Here is a 19,542-nt window from a genome sequence, read left to right as displayed (position 1 = left end):
ATTTTTGTAATATCATTTAAACCTCTCACTGTATGCATCAAAAAAAACTTTCCTTGCCATTTGTTTAAGCTTTCTTAAATTGTACTCCTCTTTAAATTCAATATCTGATCTTAACTCATCTAATTCTTGTTTATTTAGAACCAAACCAGCTTGTATACTATATTCTCCAAATATTTTTTCTAAATATGCTTTTCTTTGCTCAAAATTTAAATATGAACATTCAATTATTAAATTAAATCTAGATCTGAGCTCTGAAGGAACTTTTTCTAAAAACTCATTTCTTTTAAAATTTGAAGTGAAGACAACAATATATCCATTTAGATTATGGATGTTACCAAGAGCGTCATCAAATTCTCCTTCTTCTAAAAGTTGTAGAAAAAAATTATGAATAGATCCATCTGCTTTTTCAAATTCATCTATAATTAACAATCCTGCATTACTATTTTTAATTTTTCTAACTAAATCACTCTCTTCTTGGCTACCAATATAACCAGGAGGGCTCCCTATTAGACCAGACAAAGAACTTTCACTCTTATAATTCGCTAGATTAATCTTTGCTAAACTATTTGATGGATCTAAATATTTATGCAATGTTCTACCTATTTCTGTTTTCCCTGTCCCTGAAGGTCCTAACAAAAAAATTGAATATATAGGCTGATCTTTAATAACTTTGTTAAAATATTTATACACTTTAATTTCTTCTAGAAATCTTTCTTTAAAAGCCTGATGACCGATTAAATGCTCATTTAGAAAAATTTTTAATTCATCAATTTTTTTTTCATCATCAACTATTAAGTTCTTATTATCTTCCGATATTATTCCTTCAATAATCTCATCTTCATTAATTTTCATATCTACTTTTTTTCCTTCTACGAAATACGGAGATACATTCAATAGATCATTTAAATATTTTTCTTCAATAATAAAGTTAACATCTTGATTCACAAGTGAGTATAGAACTTTTTCTAATAAATAATTTATTGAATCATTTACTTTGGCAATTCTAATAGCGCTTGTCAAATCTATATCGACTACTGATTTGGTTAAAAGCTCATCCATTCCACCTTGATTCATTTCTAGTAATGGTATTGTTATAATTTTTATCCCTTCAACTCTTCTTTGTTCAACATATTTTCTATAATTCTTTTGACAGTAGTAATCTACTTTATACGATAACAAATGCTCCACCTCTTAAATATGAATCTTTTGAGTAATTGCAAGGATATCAATATAATGATATTTTTCTATTTCATTAATTTCTTCACCTGTTTGACTATCTATAATCCCCTCATTTTGCGTTTCATTTTCTTTTAGATATGTAAATGTATTTTTCAAATCATTTGAACTTTTAAGTCCATTATATATACCAATCAAAGTAACTTTTCCCAAAAGTAAATCGTCTATAGTATAATTGTTTTCAAATTCATTATCAGCGTTAGCCGGAATTTTAATAAGATAATTTTCTTCACCTTTGTTACCCGTCAGTTGATATGAATAATCATTGAGCATCGGTTTCATTATTTCACCTACGGAAATATCCTCATGAATAAATCTATCTAGTACTCCTTGTTTAACTAACTTGATTTGTCGAGTTTCCTCTTCATTTACTAAACTCAAATTTACATCATCAATTAAAATTAATTTTCCTTCTCTTGCATTTTCGATATTTTTATCACTTAATTTAACTTCTTCAATTAAATCTTTAAGAACAACGGAATTAGTCATTTTAATTTCTACAGTTTTTTTTAATTGCGAACCTTTAGAATAGTTATACCCTATATCTGCAGTACCTTCAAAAACCATTGCCAACATATTTTTTATTTTTGCAGCTAATTTCAAACTATGATTGCTATTTTTTTGTGTTTCTTCACCAGTAATAATCTGGTTATCTAATAACATTGCTATCTCAAATACTTTATTAAAATTGATGTAATATAAGCAAAATAAATCTTTTCTTTTATTTCTCTCCATATTAATATATCCGCCTTTATAAATGTTTTTTCATTAACTTGCCAATTATTCAATAGATAATATATTGTACCTTTCATCTTAAATTCAAATACAGGATAATGTATTAATTCTGAATTTGCATATCATAAATAATCCCTGTTCTATTAAACACCTCTACCTCCCTTGATATTCTGAAAAATTTCCGCATCGCCCAAGCAATTTGACCTCTTAGCGTACGCTCCAAAAAATTAGAAAAAATCTAAAAATACGATGCCTAGGACTGCTGATAAAGCTGCTCCGACTATTAAGGAAATTAACGCATATATCCAATGATCCTTTATAGATTCAAACATTCCTTGTGGTGTAAATCCATAAATATGATGCCATTTACTTTTGGTTTTCAGACTCTTATCAATCACTCGTTCAAGTATTGAGTGAAAGATATCCACTTTTCTAAGTGTTGAGCGATGTAATTCGACGTACTTTAATTCTTCAAAAGCTTCAGCCTCTTCTGCACCGCTTAAAAAATCTTTTTTAGTAATATTATTTAGTTCTATCAATTTTTCAAGTCGAGGATGATCTGCATAATCTGCATATATATCCATTAGTTTTCTCGCTAAATCAAATTTCTGAGAATCCAGTATTGAAGTTGGTTTTCCACCTAATACACTGAATCTATGGTCTATAGCTTGAAATCCATAGTTAATATCCCTCATATTCCAATGAACCCAGTTATAGTTCAAATGAGTTTTAACAAATTTATAAAATTCACCTAACATAATTTTTTCAAGTTCATCATAATGACTTTCAATTTCTGCTAAATAACCTTTCTTCTCTGCAACCTTATGGATAGAAAAAGTTTCAGTTTGTCCAGTATTAAAATACCTAACAGCTATAGAAGTAATTCTAGGTGTTCGACCATCTTTAATGTCATAAAAGCTCTCACACGAGTAATGAATAATTAATAAATGGGCTGCATTATCTACTAAATTTTGAATTTCATTTAAAGCTTTTCTTCTTTTGTTTAGTCTTTGCTTAGTGTTAGCCATCTTTTCCCTCCAAAAAACAAAACATCTGTTCACTTATTTTAATTATAAGCGATTGGATGTTGAACTTCCATATTTAAACAACTTTATTATTCATGAATACTGGAGTATTAATTACAATTATTATGAGAATTTTATTCTTAGCTAATACGTTGTTTGTGAAAGAATCAACTGGAGTCACTTTAGAACATAATTAATAGTAACAAATAAGCAATCTTACTATCACAATTTCTTCTTTCCATAAATTAACCCTTAAATTCTATTAACATACTGAATAACAGAATATATTTAAAAGAGTTGTTTTTATTTGTTAATTGTATCAATTTGTTTATTTTTTCTACTTTCTATTAGTTCACTAGCAGCTTTATTGGTATATATTGTTAAATACTCCGTTAGGGCGTTACTCTTACTTGCCGTCGAGTACTGTTAATTACGGTACCCCTTCAAGGAAAAATCTGGATAACAACCAAAAAATACTATATAATAATAAAGTGAAACTTTAATCGGTGAAAGTTTTACGGTTAATTAATATGGGAGAAATGGGAGGATATAAAAATGCTAGATCAAATTACTTGGGGAACGCCAGGCAGCTTATTATGCTTAGGATTCTTTTTTGCAGGGTTAGGAATTTTCTTAAGAAGTATTACGTCATATTCGAAAAACAAATAAAACATCCAGAATATATTTACTTGATGAAAATACTAAACAAAAGAATCCTTCCTTTTACAGAAGGATTCTTTTTATACCTTTCCCCTTTTCGTTACTCTATCTTTATAAAGTGAAACTTTAATCAGTGGGGGTTTTTTTCATCCCCCACTGATTATTAGTTGAACCAATCGGACTTTTATGGGCAGTTGATCCCCCACCTAACTTCTTTGCTTTCGCTGAATTTTGAGGTAGGGGTCTTACTGCCCATTAAAGCGGGATAAATTTAAAATGACTTTGATAATCCTCTTCCTTTTTACAGCAACAAATAAGCAATCGGTGTAATAATAAGCAACGTTAATATCGTTCTTTGTACATAGAGAATAATAAGTTCAGATACTTTTAACGGAATATCTGTCGATAAAATACACGGAATTGAAGCGGAGAAAAACAAAATAGATGAGACCGAAACAACCGCAATAACAAACTTTGTCACGAGCGGTGCACTTACTACTAATAATGATGGTAAAAACATTTCGGCAATACCAACGGATGCCGCTTTAGCAGCTAGTTCTGCTTCTGGAAGCTGTAAAGCCCATGTAAAAGGATAAAAAATGTAACTGATCCAATCAAATATTGGTGTGAACTTCGCTAAAACGATACCGAGTAACCCTACTGACATAATCGATGGTAAAATTCCCATCGTCATGATGAAACCGTCTTTTAAGTTCACTGCGATATTTTTCATAACGCTCGGTGCAGATTTTGATACTTCTAATGCATCTTCCCAAGCACGTTCTAACATTTTTTCCTTATAAACAGGCTCTGGAAAACCTTCTTCCGTTATGTATGTATCTGGCTTTCTACTAAGTGGTGGGATTCTTACGGTGATAGCGGTCACGATGAATGTTACAACGAGAGTAGTCCAAAAATAAACATTCCATAAATGCATAATGTCTAATGTTTTTGCGATGATAATCATAAATGTTGCGGATACTGTAGAAAAGCCTGTAGCGATAATGGCTGCTTCTTTTGTCGTATATTTTCCTTCTTTATAAACTCGGTTAGTAATGAGAAGCGCAAGCGAATAACTTCCAACGAAAGAAGCAACCGCATCAATTGCTGATCTTCCAGGTGTTTTCCATAATGGTCTCATAATCGGACGGCAAAATGTACCGATAAATTCAAGCAAACCATATCCGACTAATAATGCTAAAAACGCCGAACCAATCGGAACGAGTAAACTTACCGATATTACTAGTTTTTCATACAAAAACGGCCCTACATCTGGTGCAAAGAACCAAGCTGGCCCTACTTTTAAACAATATAATACACCAAAAACGACGCCAACTACTTTTAAAATAGAAAAACAAATATCTACGAGAGTTGCATTCCATTTCTTCGTATAAAACGGATAAATCGCACCCATTACCATAACGAGTAGTGCGTAATAAGGTACTACTCCCGGAACCGAAGCTCTAATCCACGACACGATATGATCAATCATAATAGACGATGCACCGTTTATCGTAACCGGCACGAAAAAAATAAACACCCCTACTAAACTAGCGAGTATAAACCGAAGAATGATGCCCTTCTCACTCCCTGTTTTAATTACATTCCTTTTTAATTCAATTTCACTCAAAATTCGACACCTCCTATTATCTAAATATTCTGTATAATAATGTTATATTCCTTCTTTCCATTTATATTTACTCATATGAAAAAGCCTATTTTGAAATAGGCTTTTTATTTCCCCTCATAATCATCCACAATCACTTGAATCACACGATACGATTCTTCTGCCACTATCTTATTACTAATCTTATTCGCATCATATATAATTAACGCCTTCCAAAGCGCCCATCCTCTCGCTCTATTCCACGTTTCTTCGTCCATACGTAATCTTTCTTTAAATATATCTCGACTATTCTGATCAAAGAATGTCCAAGCCATCGCTGCATCACAAGCCGGATCCCCTACTCCTAAAATACCAAAATCAATTACGGCACAAAGCTTTCCATCCTTAACAAGTAAGTTCCCTGGTGCAACATCCCCATGAATCCAAACTGGCTTACGCTTCCAAGTTGACTGAAGTGCTAAATCCCAAAGATGCTTTAATACTGTTTCATCAAAAATGTCCTTATTATTTTCGATAGCACCTCTCGCCTCTTCATCATATACAGATATGAGCCCACCTCGGTAAAAATTATGTGCTCCAGCTATCGGTCCGTTACTCGCATCAACGGATTGCAATGCTACTAGAAATGCTCCTAAATCCGCCGCAAATTCATTTAAGTCACGTACATTTTCTTTCGTAACTGTCTCCCCTTCTATCCACTTATTAATAGACCAAGGCCACGGATATTCTTCAGAAGGACTTCCTTTCGCAATTGGAGAAGAGATTGGTAAAGAAAGTTCCTTGCTTAATAGAGGAAGCCATTTGTTTTCCTTCTCTACTTGCGGTGCATATGCTGCATCACTTGGTAACCTTACACTCATCTCATCGCCTAGATGAAACGTTCTATTATCATGCCCGCTAAGCTTTACAGGTTTCACTTCTAAATGTGCCCATTCAGGAAACTGTTCCTGTATTAACTTTTCAACTAAACTTACGTTAATTGGATGCATTCACATTCTCCTTTTCTTTTGAAACTTGCTAAGCCCATCCGTACTTCCAACATATTCAAAACCACTTCTCTTATAAAAATCATTCAATATCCGATTATGCCCTACACAATCTAACTTCAAATACCCTTTATCATGTTGCACATTCTCTTCTAGCCATCGTAACATCCATTCTCCTATTCCATTCCCCTTATACTTCCGTTTCACTGCAAATCTATGAATATACAACGAATCAGAAACTTCCTCTTTACCAAAAATATATTCATCCCATTCATTTTGTTTAGGAGAAACTGTAACCGTACCGACAATTTCATCTTCTTTCATAACAACATATGTATACTTCTCTCTTATAGCTTCTAGTATTTCAGCTGTAGCTTCTCCCCCTAAAAGGTACTGCCACTGATCTACTTCTTTATGTTGTAGCCACTGCGCTACCTCTTTTAATAGAGTAATAATGCTATCGCTTTCCTCTTCAGTAGCAGGTCGAATTGTATATTCTTGAACTGCAGTTCTCTCCATATTGTCCTTCTCCTTTCCTAGCGCTACTATACTGATAAAGTGAAACTTTAATCAGTGGGGGTTTTCTTCATCCCCCACTGATTATTAGCCTTCACCAATCGGCCTTTTATGGGTAGCCCGACCCCCACCTAACTTCTTTGCTTCCGCTGAATTTTGAGGTGGGGGTCTTACTGCCCATTAAAGCGGGATAAACGCGTTCTACCGTCATTTTCATCTGTAACGTATTCCACGTAAAACCCTAAATCATGTGCATTTTCATACATCAATTCAATCGCTTTTTGATCTTTCGCATAAATTTGTATGTACTGAGCATCCACCACTAATACGGCTACCTCACACTTACTTTCTTTAAACTCTTCATATGTTTCAATATCTATTGCTTCTTCTCCTTTTGAATATGCCTTCAAATCTGCAAAAATAAGATACTATACGTTGTCTTTAAATAACCTGTTCAAATCCGATCCTTCCATTACACTTGGTTCTTCTGGAAATAACGCTTCATCCAATCCACCACGTGCTACCAAGTATGACTCCTCACTCCCCACCAATCAAATGAAGAAATATGAATTGGCTTTAATACTTTCCAAAGTAAATTATCATATTCATTTGGAATTTCTACAAAGATTCCTCTTTTCATATGTTTACTCCTAACATATTTGTTTTCATTTTTGTTTCATACATTATATACGAAATTCAGCTACTATATATAACTTGTATTTCATCACAAAAACCGCTCCACTACTAGTGAAACGGTCTTCTTCTACTTATATTTAAGTATTTCATTCAATACTCACTTCGACTTCACAAAATAATATAAAAACCATACCGCATGATTTTGTTCATCTGCAGCTATTCGGCGCAATAAATCTTTCATATATGCATCTGATGTTTCATCTGAGATTTCCAAATAAAAATCTACGGTCTTCTGCTCATCTTGTATAGCGAACTCTAATCCTTGTAAGTACGTATTCGGGCAGTCTTCCGTAATCTGTGGTTTCGGCTGTCTGCCAGTCAAGTTCGTATACATTTGTACAAATTGATGAAAATGTCTTATTTCATCATTACGGATTTCAAGAATTTGTTTTTGTTCCATTCCATTTGGAGCCATGGTTGCTAATTTCGCATAGCAGTTTATAGCGCTATACTCCCCGTTTATAGCTTTTTCAATATCATTAATCAACTTATCATTCTGCCTATACCAATCATAATCATTCAAATTATACATCGTATCCCCTCCACAATTCCGCTTAACATTTTATGCATTTTAAAATAGTCGGAGCATGTGTATATAACAGGACAACTGTAAATTTAAAATAAAGATTGATACAATGGTCTATTTTGCAAAGGAATTGCTTATTCATAAAGTGAAACTATAATCAGTGGGGGTTTTACTGCACGGCAAATAGCGGATAAAATATCACTATTTTTTTGTACACCGTTGCTATAAATCCGCATCACATCAGGTTTCCAACCAAATGTGATGCGAAGCTATTATGAATACAGTGACATAACTAGGAGGTTCCACTATGCCATCTTTATTTAAACCTATGGCGTTCCAGCTGAAAACCGAAAGACTTGAGCTTAGTATGTGGGAGGAATCCGATTCCGTTTGGCTGAGCAAATTAATTGGCGAACGTGGTGTGGACATGCCAACAGTTGACTCCGTTCGTAGCAGCCTTATCGAAATGCGCAAGAAGGCAGACGAAAATGGCATTTCCCTTCTCACTATTCGAAGACGCAACGAAGGTGATTTCATCGGATACTGCGGCTTAATTATTGGGCGTTCCACACTTGAAGAACCTGAAATTGCATACGAGCTGTTCCGCAGTGCTCATGGTAAAGGTTACGCGACTGAGGCAGCATCCGTTGTGCTAGACGCTGCAATTGCTACTGGGCGCCACAAACTTTGGTCGACTGTAGGCGCTTGGAATGTTGCCTCCCTCCGTGTGCTAGAAAAGATAGGTTTTAAGCGGCATCACAGTACGTGGGACGACGAGCGCGGTGAGATTATTTGGAACGTACGTGATCTTTAGAGCTCTCGATACTATAGAAAAGACGAAAGGTCATTCTCTTATGCAAAAAAACATATAAATCCCATCATAAAAACCGTTCCACTACTAGTGAAACGGTTTTTATTTTTACGCATGTAATTCTGTTTTATGTTCCTTTACTGCACTACGCTTCAATGCCGTTGCTAGTATAATAACCATACTTACTATCCCAATCCAAACGAGAACAGTAACAGGTGTATTCCAGCTTAACCCTTTTCCGAAGAAGAAGATTTCTCTAAGACCTTCGATCATAAATCGCATTGGTAACCATGAATAAACCCAATCTTGATAAAATGGTGATAACATTTCAGGTGCTAACGATAATAACGGTGCCCCGAAGAATAGTAAGAGAGCGAATAAACTGATCCCATTTAGTCCAACTAATGAAAGCACTGCAGAAATCATTAAGAAGAAACTAAAGGATGTAATAGATAAAAACAGTGCCGTATCTGTGAAGTTAGAAATGTTTAGTCCTACCATTCCGTCCGCAATCCATGTTAGTCCAAATCCGATTACAAGTGCCGCAATAGCCCCTGTTACGATTTGTTTTACTTTTAATATAAAGTTTTCTTTTCGTGAGCCGACTGGCATTTTACGAATTGCAATAAAGATGATTGCTGCGCTCGCTAAACTTGCAATCCATAGCGGTTGGAATAATGAAATTGGCGAGTTACCATTCGCACTATTTTTTCCGACCTCATTTACATTTTTCACTTTCTTCGTAATAGGTGTTACTAAATTTGAAACTTGGTCTGCTGTTAAAGTAGCCCCTTTCGCTTTCAATCCATCTAATAGTTGTGTACGAACCATATTGTTTATATTATCAACTACACCATTTAATATCTGCCCTGCCATAGTGGATGCTGCTGTATTCATCCCTTGATTGATGAATATTTCTACCTCTGGCGAAGATGGCTTTGGTGTTCGTAATGATGCTTGTTTTGCGCTAAATTCTTTCGGGATGACTAATGCTGCATAATACTCTTGATTGTTTAACCCCTTTTGAACGGCTTCTTTATTTTTTACTTCTACCCACTTCACTGCGGGTTCTTCCTCTGATTTCGCTGTTTTTTTCATGTTATCAACGATCGTTTGCCCCATATTCATTTTCGCTTGATTCGGAATTTCTACTCCTTGATCTTCATTTACAATTGCGATTGGCAAGTTTTTCGGCTGAGGTTGAACTGTCGGGAATAATGTTAATGAAAAAATAAAAACAATAAGTAGTGCAATAACTGGTGATAAAAATAACAGTTTGTTTTTCACCATTCTCTTTTCTCCTCCTTTAATTTCAGTTACAATAAGCGGACAACGTGTTGTTTATTTATATTTTGAATTATATGTTTGAGTTAAGCCTTATTCAATAATCAAAAATCGTGAATGTGTCGGTTATAAGACACAATTTATAAATGTGTTGAACAAAATAAAGGAGGGACACGCCTTGCGTGATAGTAATTTAGATTTACGCGTCATTCGTACGAAAACTGCCATACGAAATGCATTGGTGGAATTAATTGAGGAAAAAGGTTTTGACGCTATTACAGTAAAAGATATTACAACGAAAGCAAACATAAATCGTGGTACGTTTTATACGCATTATCAAGATAAATTTGATTTAATGACAAAATGCCAAGAAGAAATTATGCATGAGATGTCTAGCATTGCAAAAAAGAAATTTCCAGAAGTGATTGCGGATCTTGGATCAAACCCTTCCCCAACAATGCCGTTTCTACTTATCACTTCTATTCTTGAATTTCTAAATGAAAATAGTGGTTTTATAAAAGCTGTACTTAGCCCAAAAGGAGATTTATCATTCCAAACAAAACTGAAAGAGTTTATGTGGAAAACACTATTTGAAGATACGAACGGTGCTCTCATTAATAAAGAAAATTTACTTGTTCCAAGTCAATACTTAGCTTCTTATATGGCATCCGCTCATATAGGTGTCATCCAGCAATGGTTAAATAGTGGTCAAAAAGAAACACCTGAGGAAATTGCTCGTATTTTATCAACAATCGCAGTTCATGGACCTTTTTATGCGGCTGGTTTAAAGAAATAAGCCCGCTTGCTTAGTAATTTCTATTATTTTATTAATAACTTGAAATTTATGTTTCTGTAAAAAAAAGCTGTTGAAAGGACTCCCTTTCAACAGCTTCTACATTATTAACGATATAAACGAACTGCACCTGCAGAATTATCATCTGCTTGTCCAACCACTTCAAATTTCAATCCAAGCTTCGGTACTTTACGTCCTGCATCTGGGATTAAGTCGTTCATATATGCTTTAGAATCATCAAACTTCGTTACACCTGGTAACCCTTTGTAATCATATGTTCCGCGTGTTGGAGATACAACTTTCCATGCTGGCGTTTGGTTAAAGGAGAACGCAGCATCTGCGATTTGGAATCGTGTACTATTTTTAACAGTTGGTTTGCCGTTTAGCGTTCCAACAATTGCCTCTGGGTGAGAATCAACAACTCCTAAGAAACCTTCACCTGGATGTAAACCAACCCAATTATCTGTAAAGCTAGAGTCTGCATACCATACTAGAAGACCTGTATTATACGGTACACCACTGCTATATTTTAACGCTTGATCAGCACCAGCATAGTTTCTCCACTCTAAATAGTAGTTATGCTTCTTCTTATCAAAACCATTTGCTACAACGAAACCATTTAATTTAAATTTCGTTTCGCCTTCTGCATCATCAGAGAACACAACATTTCCATCTACAGTTAATGTAGCATTATCAAAAGTAAAACCTGTCGGCGCTAAACCACCATCTGTAATGTATTCGAATACTAATTTTACTTTTTGACCTTTGAATTTGCTTAAGTCATAAGACTTATCTACCCATTTACCATCTGTTGTGTCTAGACCATTTTTCACATTCTTTTCACCAATTCGATCCACTAACGTTTTCGTACCATCTTCTTTCACTGCATGTACTTCAAGGAAGTCATAATCCGTTTCAATTTCATACATTGATTTGTAATCAAACTTCGCATTTGTTGCGTTTGTCAAATCAAACACTGGCGTTTCTAATGTTGTATGCAGATTATCACCTTTTGTACTATAGTAGTACTTCTTACCGAATGCAGGCTGAATACCTTTTACCTCTTTATCTGGTAAGTTAACGCGAATCAGACCAGGACGATTTGATTTCGTTACACTTTGATCTAAGTACGTCGCATAGCCAATACCACGATTTAATTTATTATAGTCAACCTCTACAATATTGGCCCAATTTCCACCCATGTTCTTTTGAAAGAACTCTTTATTTTGCGGAGAGAAACTCGGTGGCGTTGTTCCTGCAATTTTACCAGCCCAGCTGCCGCCGCTCATAACAGACCAAGAGTTAATTGGCTCACCTGCTCCTGAGTACTTCGTATCATACTCATCCGGAAGACCTAAATCATGACCAAATTCATGTGCGAATACACCAACCGCTCCGTCTTCTGGCTCAATTGTGTAGTCGTATGCTGCCATTTTACCGCCCCAGTTATCAACTTTTGCTTTTGTTCCTTCAATTGGATATGGTGTTCCAAGGTGCCAACGATGTGACCAAATTGCATCATCACCTAGTCTACCACCGCCCCCATCTTGTCCAACTCCAGCGTGAATGACCATTAAGTGATCAATCAGACCATCTGGTTCATTTTTATTGCCATCACCATTATTGTCATATTGATCGTATTCGTCAAATTCAGATAAATCAATACCACTTTCTACAGCCGCATTTAATGCCTCTTTTACAAAATCACGCGGTCCTTTTGGTCCCATATTATCATGACCGCCATCTCCTGCATCTGCGCCATAATCTGCCGCGTTACCAGGAACTGTTAACCACTTTGTTACTGTGCCATCTACTGTATAACTACCACCAGATTGCTCTTCATAATATTGTTTAAATGTTGGTACTTTTGAACCATCAAAGAGTGTAAATGGCTCATTACCAAATAACATTTTTTGATAATGTTCTGGATTAAAATCATTTGAATACATATAACCTGGTACTTGATCAATATTGTTATGCTTAAAGTCAGCAAACTCTACTAGCAATACAAGAACTTTATCTTTACGAACATCACCGTTATATTGTTTTTGCTTCGCTGAAGTAGTTGGTACTTTGCCGTTTAATCCCCCTTTAATCGGCTCTTGTCCCACTACTGGGCCACTAGCAGGTTGATCTGCTTTTTCTTTCTCATCTGCTTTTGCATCTTTAACTTTTTTCAAAAAGTCAGCAGCTTCTCTCGTAACACTATCCCCTGCTGCTGGTTCTTTTCCCGCATTTTCTCCTTTTTTCTTCTCTACGTATTTTTCAACAGCTTTTAATGTGTCTTCTTTCGACGTAGATTCACTAATTACACCGCGTTTCTTGAGCGCATCTGCTAAACGCTCCTCTTGAATTAAATTTTCATCAATTGGACTTAAAGTTCCTGCATTAGACGGCGTTGCCGCATAAGCAGATTGACCCCCATACCCAAATGTGCAACTAAGCACTGCTGCCGCCGCAAACGTAGACAGCACTTTAAAAGGCTTTTTCTTCATCCCTATTCCTCCCCAATATTAAATACGATACAACGTTTATATATTATAGAAAATTCAGATAATTAACAATATATTGTCTGAATTTGTAATATTTTTGAAAAAATCCTTTATTTTAGATGAACATACATTCTGATTCATCAATGTTTCAGGAAATATTGATGAAATTTGATAAAACTATTCAAATCTCTATATGTCATATGCTCCTTTTTATTTCGGTTTTCCGTTTCAATTAAAATCATAAAGAAATCGTCCACTATATTTAGTGGACGATTTCTTTATTTATCTAAAATACTACTTCAGCACTTCAATATACCCTTCTGTTCCATGTACTCGAATTCGTTGCCCATCTTTTATTAATTTCGTAGCGTTCTCTACTCCAACGACTGCCGGCAATCCGTACTCACGTGCAATAACTGCCCCATGCGTCATAAGCCCGCCGACTTCTGTTACTAACCCTTTTATTGATACAAACAATGGTGTCCAGCCAGGGTCAGTAAAAGCAGTAACTAATATATCTCCCTCTTCTAAATCCGCATCTTCCATATTTAAAATAACGCGAGCTCTTCCCTCTATAACCCCTGAAGAAACAGGGAGACCTACAATCGCGTCAGCTGGGAGGTTTTCTCGTTTATATTTACCTGTAATGATTTCTCCATCAGACGTCATTACACGCGGAGGCGTTAGTTTTTCATATAATTTGTAATCATTTTTTTGCTTATGAATAAGCTCATAATCTAGTTTATTCGTGCGAACAACTTCGTGAAGTTCTTCAAAAGTTAGATAGTATATATCATCGACTTCATGAATGACACCGCTTTGCACAAGTTGCTCAGCTTCTTTCAGTAACGCCTGCTTATATACAAAATAACGATTAATCATGCCGTATTTCGGGTATTCACGGTAACCGATGAAATTCCGGATGTTACGAATCATACGCTTCGTCTCTTCTACCTTTTGTTTTCCATCCGGCAAATGCTGCAATCGATCTAATAATTCTTCTTCTTTTTTGAAAGCTTCCTGCAGTCCTACTTCAAACTTCCGCTTACTTGCACCATATTCAAAGTCTCTTATATTATTTAAAATCATAGGGATAATTGTAGTTGGCTGTTCACTCCAGCGCGTTTTCGTAATATCGATTTCTCCGCTACATCTCATTCCATATTTATTCAGAAAATCATTTATCGCATCTCGAGCCTTTTCTCCGCCTTCAAACTGAACGAGTTCATCTAAAAAGCTACTATCTTTTACGTGTTGTAAATATGCAATGACCTTTGGATAAGGGCGAATCACATCTGCAACGTCCATTAATGCTAAACCCATTTCTGACGTAATATTATTTTGTACAGATTGAGAAAGTGTGTCTGCTGCGTTTTTTTCACCTAACCATTGTTCCATCTTTTCATTGATCCACGTTGAAGCATTCATACCTGCCATAATAACAGCCGTACTTTGCGGGCTAAATAATATCTTTTGTAATTGTTGCTTCATATCTTCTAAAATAAAATCAAATACAGCTGATCCTGATTTCGTTTGAATGTTTCGTTTTAACTCTTCAATCGATGCTTGATTATTCTTTATTAAATCCATCACAAGTACCGGGTCTTTTTCGATTTCTGGTTGCGGGCTTACAGGTGGCACACTTTTACTACCACTCTTTCCTTTTTCATCATCTGGTAACAATGTAATAAAATTATCTCGCTCGATTACAGTCGTTAATGCATCTCTTACGAGTGGATCTGATTTTCCTAACGTGTTTATTAAGAAATCTCTGCTAGCAGGTGAAGCTAATTTTTGTGTAGCATCCACAAACAGCCTTCCGCCCGCTTTACGCATAGGCGCATGCGTCGTTAATAGGAAAAAGGACAATCCTAGTGGCTTCATCGCATCCGTCATCATTTGCTGATGACCAACCGATACATACACATGATTTTCCTCATCATTTGCTTCTGGTATTGGATATAAAGTCGTTATCGGTCTGCTTTGGACAATATAAAATGTATTATCAACTAAACACCATTCAATATCTTGCGGACAACCAAAATAAGCTTCAATCTGTCTTCCGATACGTGCTAGTTGTAAAATTTGTTGATCCGTAAGTGTTTGAACATTTTGCTGATTAGAAGCAAGTTGCTTCGTCTCTATTCCGCCTTCTTTCCGTCCATACATAGCTATTTTTTTAGTTGCGATTATCTTTCCGGCGATTTCGCCCTCTTTTACTTTATAATTATCGGCAGAGACGAGCCCTGATACTAACGCTTCACCAAGTCCAAAACTGGCATCAATTGATAACACTTTCCGGTTAGAAGTAATCGGATCAGCAGTAAACAAAATGCCCGAAGCCTCCGGGAATATCATTCTTTGAACGACTACACTTATAGAAACTTGATTATGCTCAAAGCCGTTTTGCATGCGGTATATAACCGCTCGATCTGTAAATAAAGAAGCCCAGCACTTCTTAATATGCTGCAAAATAGCTTCTTTTCCAATCACATTTAAATACGTATCTTGTTGACCAGCAAACGAGGCATGTGGTAAATCTTCAGCAGTCGCACTCGAACGTACTGCATAAGCATGCTCATCGCCAAAACGTGAGAGATAATGAGTAACTGCTTTCTCAACATCAACAGGAATGGTTACTGCCATAATGACTTCTCTAATCTTCCGGCTAAATTCACCAACTTGAGCTCGGTCTTCACTTTTCAACTTTGTTAGCTGCTGCAACAAAGTTTGGAATGTTTCATTTTGTTCGATGACCTCTTCATACCCTACCGTTGTAACACAAAAACCTTCTGGCACTTTTATCCCTTGCATGTTTGATAACGCCCCTAAATTCAATCCTTTTCCACCAACGAGCGAAAGCTGCATCTTTTCTATTTCCTGAAAATCGAGAACGAAAGAACTCATGTAACATCTCTCCTTATTTTGCATGTGTTCTTGATTGTAGCAGTAGTAAATGAGAAGAAACAGTCTATTTTGAACTTTATTTACGTGGTATAATTAAGTTAGGAAGAGATCATCACTTCTGTTACAATTGGACGCGAGGCTTTCGTTTGCTCCTTTATCATTTCTTTAATAATGTTATTTGAACTATAAATCAACCTCAGTTCGAACCTTAACATTACAATAAAGTGAAACTTTAATCAGTGGGGGTTTTCTTCATCCCCCACTGATTATTAGTTGAACCAATCGGACTTTTATGGGCAGCCCGACCCCCACCTAACTTCTTTGCTTTCGCTGAATTTTGAGGTGGGGGTCTTACTGCCCATTAAAGCGGGATAAAACATAATTTCCAGATAAAATTTTTGTAATATTTGAATTATAACATTTCCATAAATTTCTCCTAAAACCAAAACATTATTAGTCCATCTAAAAACAGCTCAACAATCCTTCTTCTACAAAAGATAAAACGAAACGGATCCAATTTGATTTAAATTTTTTCAGATTGGATCCGTTTCTTTTTGAACACATATTCAATTTTATATAAAAGTGGAACATCCTTAACTTTTAATGTCTAGAAATTAAAAAGAAGACTGTTTTTGAAGATTCATTCACTGAAAAAACAATTAAGCTTTCTTTCAAAACCACAATTTAAAAATAAACCTCTTGTATTTTGGAAGCATAAAACTGCTACAATGAGTAAGAGCCATCCCCTTGCGGATGTATACCACAAAATTTGCTTAATGCTATTGTAGTCTACCTTACCCATGTTTGAACGAAAACTATTATTATCCGAATAAATAAGTAAATTTGTACTTTTAAGACGACGTGCCACCTGAACCTCCAAGTAAACCACCAAGGGTTTTCACCAATTTTTGTAATACTGGTGTAATATCTTCTTCGGACGTTATTCTAATACAAGGTAATTCAACTTGGAGTTTCGTTCCCAAAAGAACAACTGTAAGTGGAACTGGGATTGATACACATACGGCTTCGCTTCCATCACATTGACACTTATATTGTTGTGTTTGTTGTGACTGTTGTGGTTGTTGTGACTGTTGTGTTTGTTGTGACTGTTGTGGTTGTTGTGGCTGTTGTGGTTGTGGTTGTTGCCATTGTTGTGGTTGTTGCCATTGTTGTGGCCTTATCCCTCTACTCATATCAATATTCCGGCTGTCCATTACAAAAGGATAAGAGTCCAATGGATAAGACTGATGAAAAGAATTTGTGTATCCATAAGGACTATTATATACTTTTCTTTCTTCATTCATTTTTTCACCCCCTTTCCGTTACATCGTATTAACCTAGTATCCGATGGGTTCATTAGATTAAATAAGGATATTGATTTCAATATTGAAATCAAATTTTCAAGTATGCTTTTTCCTGCAAAAGATTTTCTACTATGCATGGAAAACACCTTTCCAACACCGCGTGTTTATTATTTAGGAAAGTAGTTTACAAATTAAATACTCAAAGATTATCAATAATCTTTGAGTGAGAATCTGTTTAATATAAGGGTTTTTATTTTTATGAATACACAAAAGAAATTGATTTACATATTTGCTATATTTTGTGCCAATTTACTTAGCGGTTAGCTCTACCACCAAGTTGTTGTTCTGCCATTGCTACTAAACGTTTTGTAATTTCACCACCAACAGATCCGTTTGAACGAGCTGTTGTATCTGCACCAAGTTGTACACCAAACTCTTGTGCAATTTCATATTTCATTTGATCAAGAGCTTGTTCAGCGCCTCGAACTAATAATTCATTAAGACTTCCACTATTATTGTTTGCCATATTGTTTCACCTCCGATGTTGTTAATATGCTACGAATCATAAAATAATAGTTATCCTTTTTATAGGAATTATATTATGTATAAATATTGAGTTTCTTCTTAAAATAAGGTTAAAAGAAATGAGAAAAAAAGTTCCTATAAAATACTTTCATAACAACACTATATGTATTCCCATTTTAATGAGCATAAGAAAGATTTCTGTTGTACAAAGAGATACATATAAAGTATGTTTTGAGACATAATCCAAAAGGAGATTTGAGATGAAAGCTGTAACCTATCAAGGACCAAACCAAGTACAGGTTAAACAAGTGGATGATGCAAAATTAGAAAAAAAAGATGATATTATTGTAAGAATTACTTCAACCGCTATTTGCGGTTCTGATTTACATTTATATCAAGGCAACATGCCCTTACCTCAAGGATACATTATCGGCCATGAACCAATGGGAATCGTTGAAGAAGTCGGGCCAGATGTCACTAAAGTGAAAAAAGGCGATCGTGTTGTCATCCCCTTCAACGTTTCTTGTGGACATTGTTTCTATTGCCAACACGAAATGGAAAGTCAATGTGATAACTCAAACCCTCATTACGATTCTGGTGGATACTTTGGTTATACAGAGAAATTTGGTAATCATCCAGGCGGACAAGCAGAATATTTAAAAGTTCCTTTTGGAAATTTCACTCCATTTGTTATACCGGAATCATGCGAACTTGAAGATGAATCCCTACTATTTTTATCAGATGTTTTACCAACAGCTTATTGGAGTGTAATAAACGCAGGAGTTAAACCAGGTGATACTGTTATCGTCCTTGGTTGTGGACCTGTTGGATTAATGACACAAAAATTTGCTTGGATGCAAGGTGCTAAACGTGTAATTGCAGTAGATTACTTAGATTATCGGATGAATTATGCAAAAAAGATTAACAATGTTGAGGTATTTGAGTTTACAAAATTCCCCGATATGGGAGAACATTTAAAGGAAATTACACATGGTGGTGCCGATGTAGTTATTGATTGCGTGGGGATGGATGGAAAAAAATCGCCTCTAGAATTTCTGGAACAAAAATTGAAATTACAAGGTGGAACTCTCGGTCCTATTCAAATAGCTACGAAAGCCGTAAGAAAATATGGAACGGTTCAAATGACCGGCGTTTATGGTGGTAATTATAATGCATTTCCACTCGGGGCATTTTGGGTTAGAAATATTAATCTTAAAATGGGACAAGCACCTGTCATTCATTTTATGCCGGAACTATTTGAAAAAATAACAAATAAAGAATTTGATCCAAAAGAGATTATTACACACAAAATTCCCCTTGAAGAAGCGAGCTACGGTTATCAAATTTTTAATAATCGTGAAGATGATTGTATTAAAGTTATTTTAAAACCTTGAAAATTGTTATGTGACTGAACCTTTT

The 19,542-nt window shown here is 35.3% G+C and carries 15 protein-coding genes and 1 pseudogene; 3 read left to right on the top strand and 13 right to left on the bottom strand.

Annotated features, from left to right (window positions below; all coding sequences use genetic code 11):
• Positions 1-12: 12 nt before the first annotated feature.
• From EUC40_RS11415 to EUC40_RS11380, 8 genes and pseudogenes are all read right to left on the bottom strand, one after another.
• Complete coding sequence (locus EUC40_RS11415) at positions 13-1,179, bottom strand: AAA family ATPase (protein ID WP_156575169.1); 1,167 nt, start codon at positions 1,177-1,179, stop codon at positions 13-15.
• 12 nt (positions 1,180-1,191) lie between these two features.
• Positions 1,192-1,971, bottom strand: a complete 780-nt coding sequence (locus EUC40_RS11410; protein ID WP_156575167.1) for a hypothetical protein — start codon at positions 1,969-1,971, stop codon at positions 1,192-1,194.
• A gap of 227 nt (positions 1,972-2,198) precedes the next feature.
• Positions 2,199-2,999 carry a hypothetical protein gene (locus EUC40_RS11405; RefSeq protein ID WP_156575165.1) on the bottom strand — a complete coding sequence of 267 codons (801 nt, stop codon included), beginning with the start codon at positions 2,997-2,999 and terminating at the stop codon, positions 2,199-2,201.
• A gap of 958 nt (positions 3,000-3,957) precedes the next feature.
• On the bottom strand, positions 3,958-5,286 hold the full coding sequence (locus EUC40_RS11400) for a YjiH family protein (RefSeq protein WP_156575163.1): 1,329 nt from the start codon (positions 5,284-5,286) through the stop codon (positions 3,958-3,960).
• Between the two features lie 104 nt (positions 5,287-5,390).
• On the bottom strand, positions 5,391-6,272 hold the full coding sequence (locus EUC40_RS11395; protein ID WP_156575161.1) for an aminoglycoside phosphotransferase family protein: 882 nt from the start codon (positions 6,270-6,272) through the stop codon (positions 5,391-5,393).
• Positions 6,273-6,788, bottom strand: a complete 516-nt coding sequence (locus tag EUC40_RS11390; RefSeq protein ID WP_156575159.1) for a GNAT family N-acetyltransferase — start codon at positions 6,786-6,788, stop codon at positions 6,273-6,275. It lies immediately after the preceding gene.
• Between the two features lie 167 nt (positions 6,789-6,955).
• Positions 6,956-7,425, bottom strand: a pseudogene (locus tag EUC40_RS11385) (DUF2691 family protein).
• 153 nt (positions 7,426-7,578) lie between these two features.
• A complete protein-coding gene (locus tag EUC40_RS11380; protein ID WP_071711728.1) occupies positions 7,579-8,013 on the bottom strand; it encodes a ferritin-like domain-containing protein in 435 nt (144 codons plus the stop codon).
• 301 nt (positions 8,014-8,314) lie between these two features.
• Here EUC40_RS11380 and EUC40_RS11375 point away from each other — a divergent pair, with 301 nt between their 5' ends.
• Positions 8,315-8,821, top strand: a complete 507-nt coding sequence (locus EUC40_RS11375; protein WP_156575157.1) for a GNAT family N-acetyltransferase — start codon at positions 8,315-8,317, stop codon at positions 8,819-8,821.
• Between the two features lie 105 nt (positions 8,822-8,926).
• On the opposite strand, the gene EUC40_RS11370 is transcribed toward EUC40_RS11375, so the two are convergent.
• The gene (locus tag EUC40_RS11370; RefSeq protein ID WP_156575155.1) at positions 8,927-10,108 is read right to left on the bottom strand and encodes a YhgE/Pip domain-containing protein; all 1,182 of its coding nucleotides are present in this window, start codon (positions 10,106-10,108) and stop codon (positions 8,927-8,929) included.
• A 172-nt stretch (positions 10,109-10,280) separates the two neighbouring features.
• On the opposite strand from EUC40_RS11370, the gene EUC40_RS11365 reads away from it, so the two are divergent.
• Positions 10,281-10,898, top strand: coding sequence for a TetR/AcrR family transcriptional regulator (locus EUC40_RS11365; RefSeq protein WP_071711725.1), 618 nt, complete (start codon positions 10,281-10,283; stop codon positions 10,896-10,898).
• Between the two features lie 104 nt (positions 10,899-11,002).
• Here the strand turns inward: EUC40_RS11365 and EUC40_RS11360 are convergent, their stop codons facing one another.
• The 4 genes from EUC40_RS11360 to sasP form a co-directional block, all read right to left on the bottom strand.
• Positions 11,003-13,390: an immune inhibitor A domain-containing protein gene (locus EUC40_RS11360; RefSeq protein ID WP_156575152.1), complete on the bottom strand. Its 2,388-nt coding sequence runs from the start codon at positions 13,388-13,390 to the stop codon at positions 11,003-11,005.
• A gap of 291 nt (positions 13,391-13,681) precedes the next feature.
• Complete coding sequence (gene ppsA / locus EUC40_RS11355) at positions 13,682-16,294, bottom strand: phosphoenolpyruvate synthase (protein ID WP_156575150.1); 2,613 nt, start codon at positions 16,292-16,294, stop codon at positions 13,682-13,684.
• Between the two features lie 851 nt (positions 16,295-17,145).
• Positions 17,146-17,598 carry a hypothetical protein gene (locus tag EUC40_RS11350; protein ID WP_156575148.1) on the bottom strand — a complete coding sequence of 151 codons (453 nt, stop codon included), beginning with the start codon at positions 17,596-17,598 and terminating at the stop codon, positions 17,146-17,148.
• A gap of 313 nt (positions 17,599-17,911) precedes the next feature.
• Positions 17,912-18,124, bottom strand: coding sequence for a small acid-soluble spore protein, SasP family (gene sasP / locus EUC40_RS11345; RefSeq protein ID WP_156575146.1), 213 nt, complete (start codon positions 18,122-18,124; stop codon positions 17,912-17,914).
• 259 nt (positions 18,125-18,383) lie between these two features.
• On the opposite strand from sasP, the gene EUC40_RS11340 reads away from it, so the two are divergent.
• A complete protein-coding gene (locus EUC40_RS11340) occupies positions 18,384-19,517 on the top strand; it encodes a zinc-dependent alcohol dehydrogenase (protein ID WP_000649092.1) in 1,134 nt (377 codons plus the stop codon).
• Positions 19,518-19,542: the final 25 nt, after the last annotated feature.

The organism is Bacillus luti (genome assembly GCF_009739945.1).
Classification (GTDB): Bacteria; Bacillota; Bacilli; order Bacillales; family Bacillaceae_G; genus Bacillus_A; species Bacillus_A luti.
Note: the sequence above shows the minus strand (reverse complement) of the source record. Positions and strands in the feature narration are given on the sequence as shown.

Coding starts and splice junctions, on each gene's coding strand:
- EUC40_RS11410 (WP_156575167.1), bottom strand. CDS start 1,971: ATGGAGAGAAATAAAAGAAAAGATTTATTTTGCTTATATTACATCAAT.
- EUC40_RS11405 (WP_156575165.1), bottom strand. CDS start 2,999: ATGGCTAACACTAAGCAAAGACTAAACAAAAGAAGAAAAGCTTTAAAT.
- EUC40_RS11395 (WP_156575161.1), bottom strand. CDS start 6,272: ATGCATCCAATTAACGTAAGTTTAGTTGAAAAGTTAATACAGGAACAG.
- EUC40_RS11390 (WP_156575159.1), bottom strand. CDS start 6,788: ATGGAGAGAACTGCAGTTCAAGAATATACAATTCGACCTGCTACTGAA.
- EUC40_RS11380 (WP_071711728.1), bottom strand. CDS start 8,013: ATGTATAATTTGAATGATTATGATTGGTATAGGCAGAATGATAAGTTG.
- EUC40_RS11375 (WP_156575157.1), top strand. CDS start 8,315: ATGCCATCTTTATTTAAACCTATGGCGTTCCAGCTGAAAACCGAAAGA.
- EUC40_RS11370 (WP_156575155.1), bottom strand. CDS start 10,108: ATGGTGAAAAACAAACTGTTATTTTTATCACCAGTTATTGCACTACTT.
- EUC40_RS11360 (WP_156575152.1), bottom strand. CDS start 13,390: ATGAAGAAAAAGCCTTTTAAAGTGCTGTCTACGTTTGCGGCGGCAGCA.
- ppsA (WP_156575150.1), bottom strand. CDS start 16,294: ATGAGTTCTTTCGTTCTCGATTTTCAGGAAATAGAAAAGATGCAGCTT.
- EUC40_RS11350 (WP_156575148.1), bottom strand. CDS start 17,598: ATGAATGAAGAAAGAAAAGTATATAATAGTCCTTATGGATACACAAAT.
- sasP (WP_156575146.1), bottom strand. CDS start 18,124: ATGGCAAACAATAATAGTGGAAGTCTTAATGAATTATTAGTTCGAGGC.
- EUC40_RS11340 (WP_000649092.1), top strand. CDS start 18,384: ATGAAAGCTGTAACCTATCAAGGACCAAACCAAGTACAGGTTAAACAA.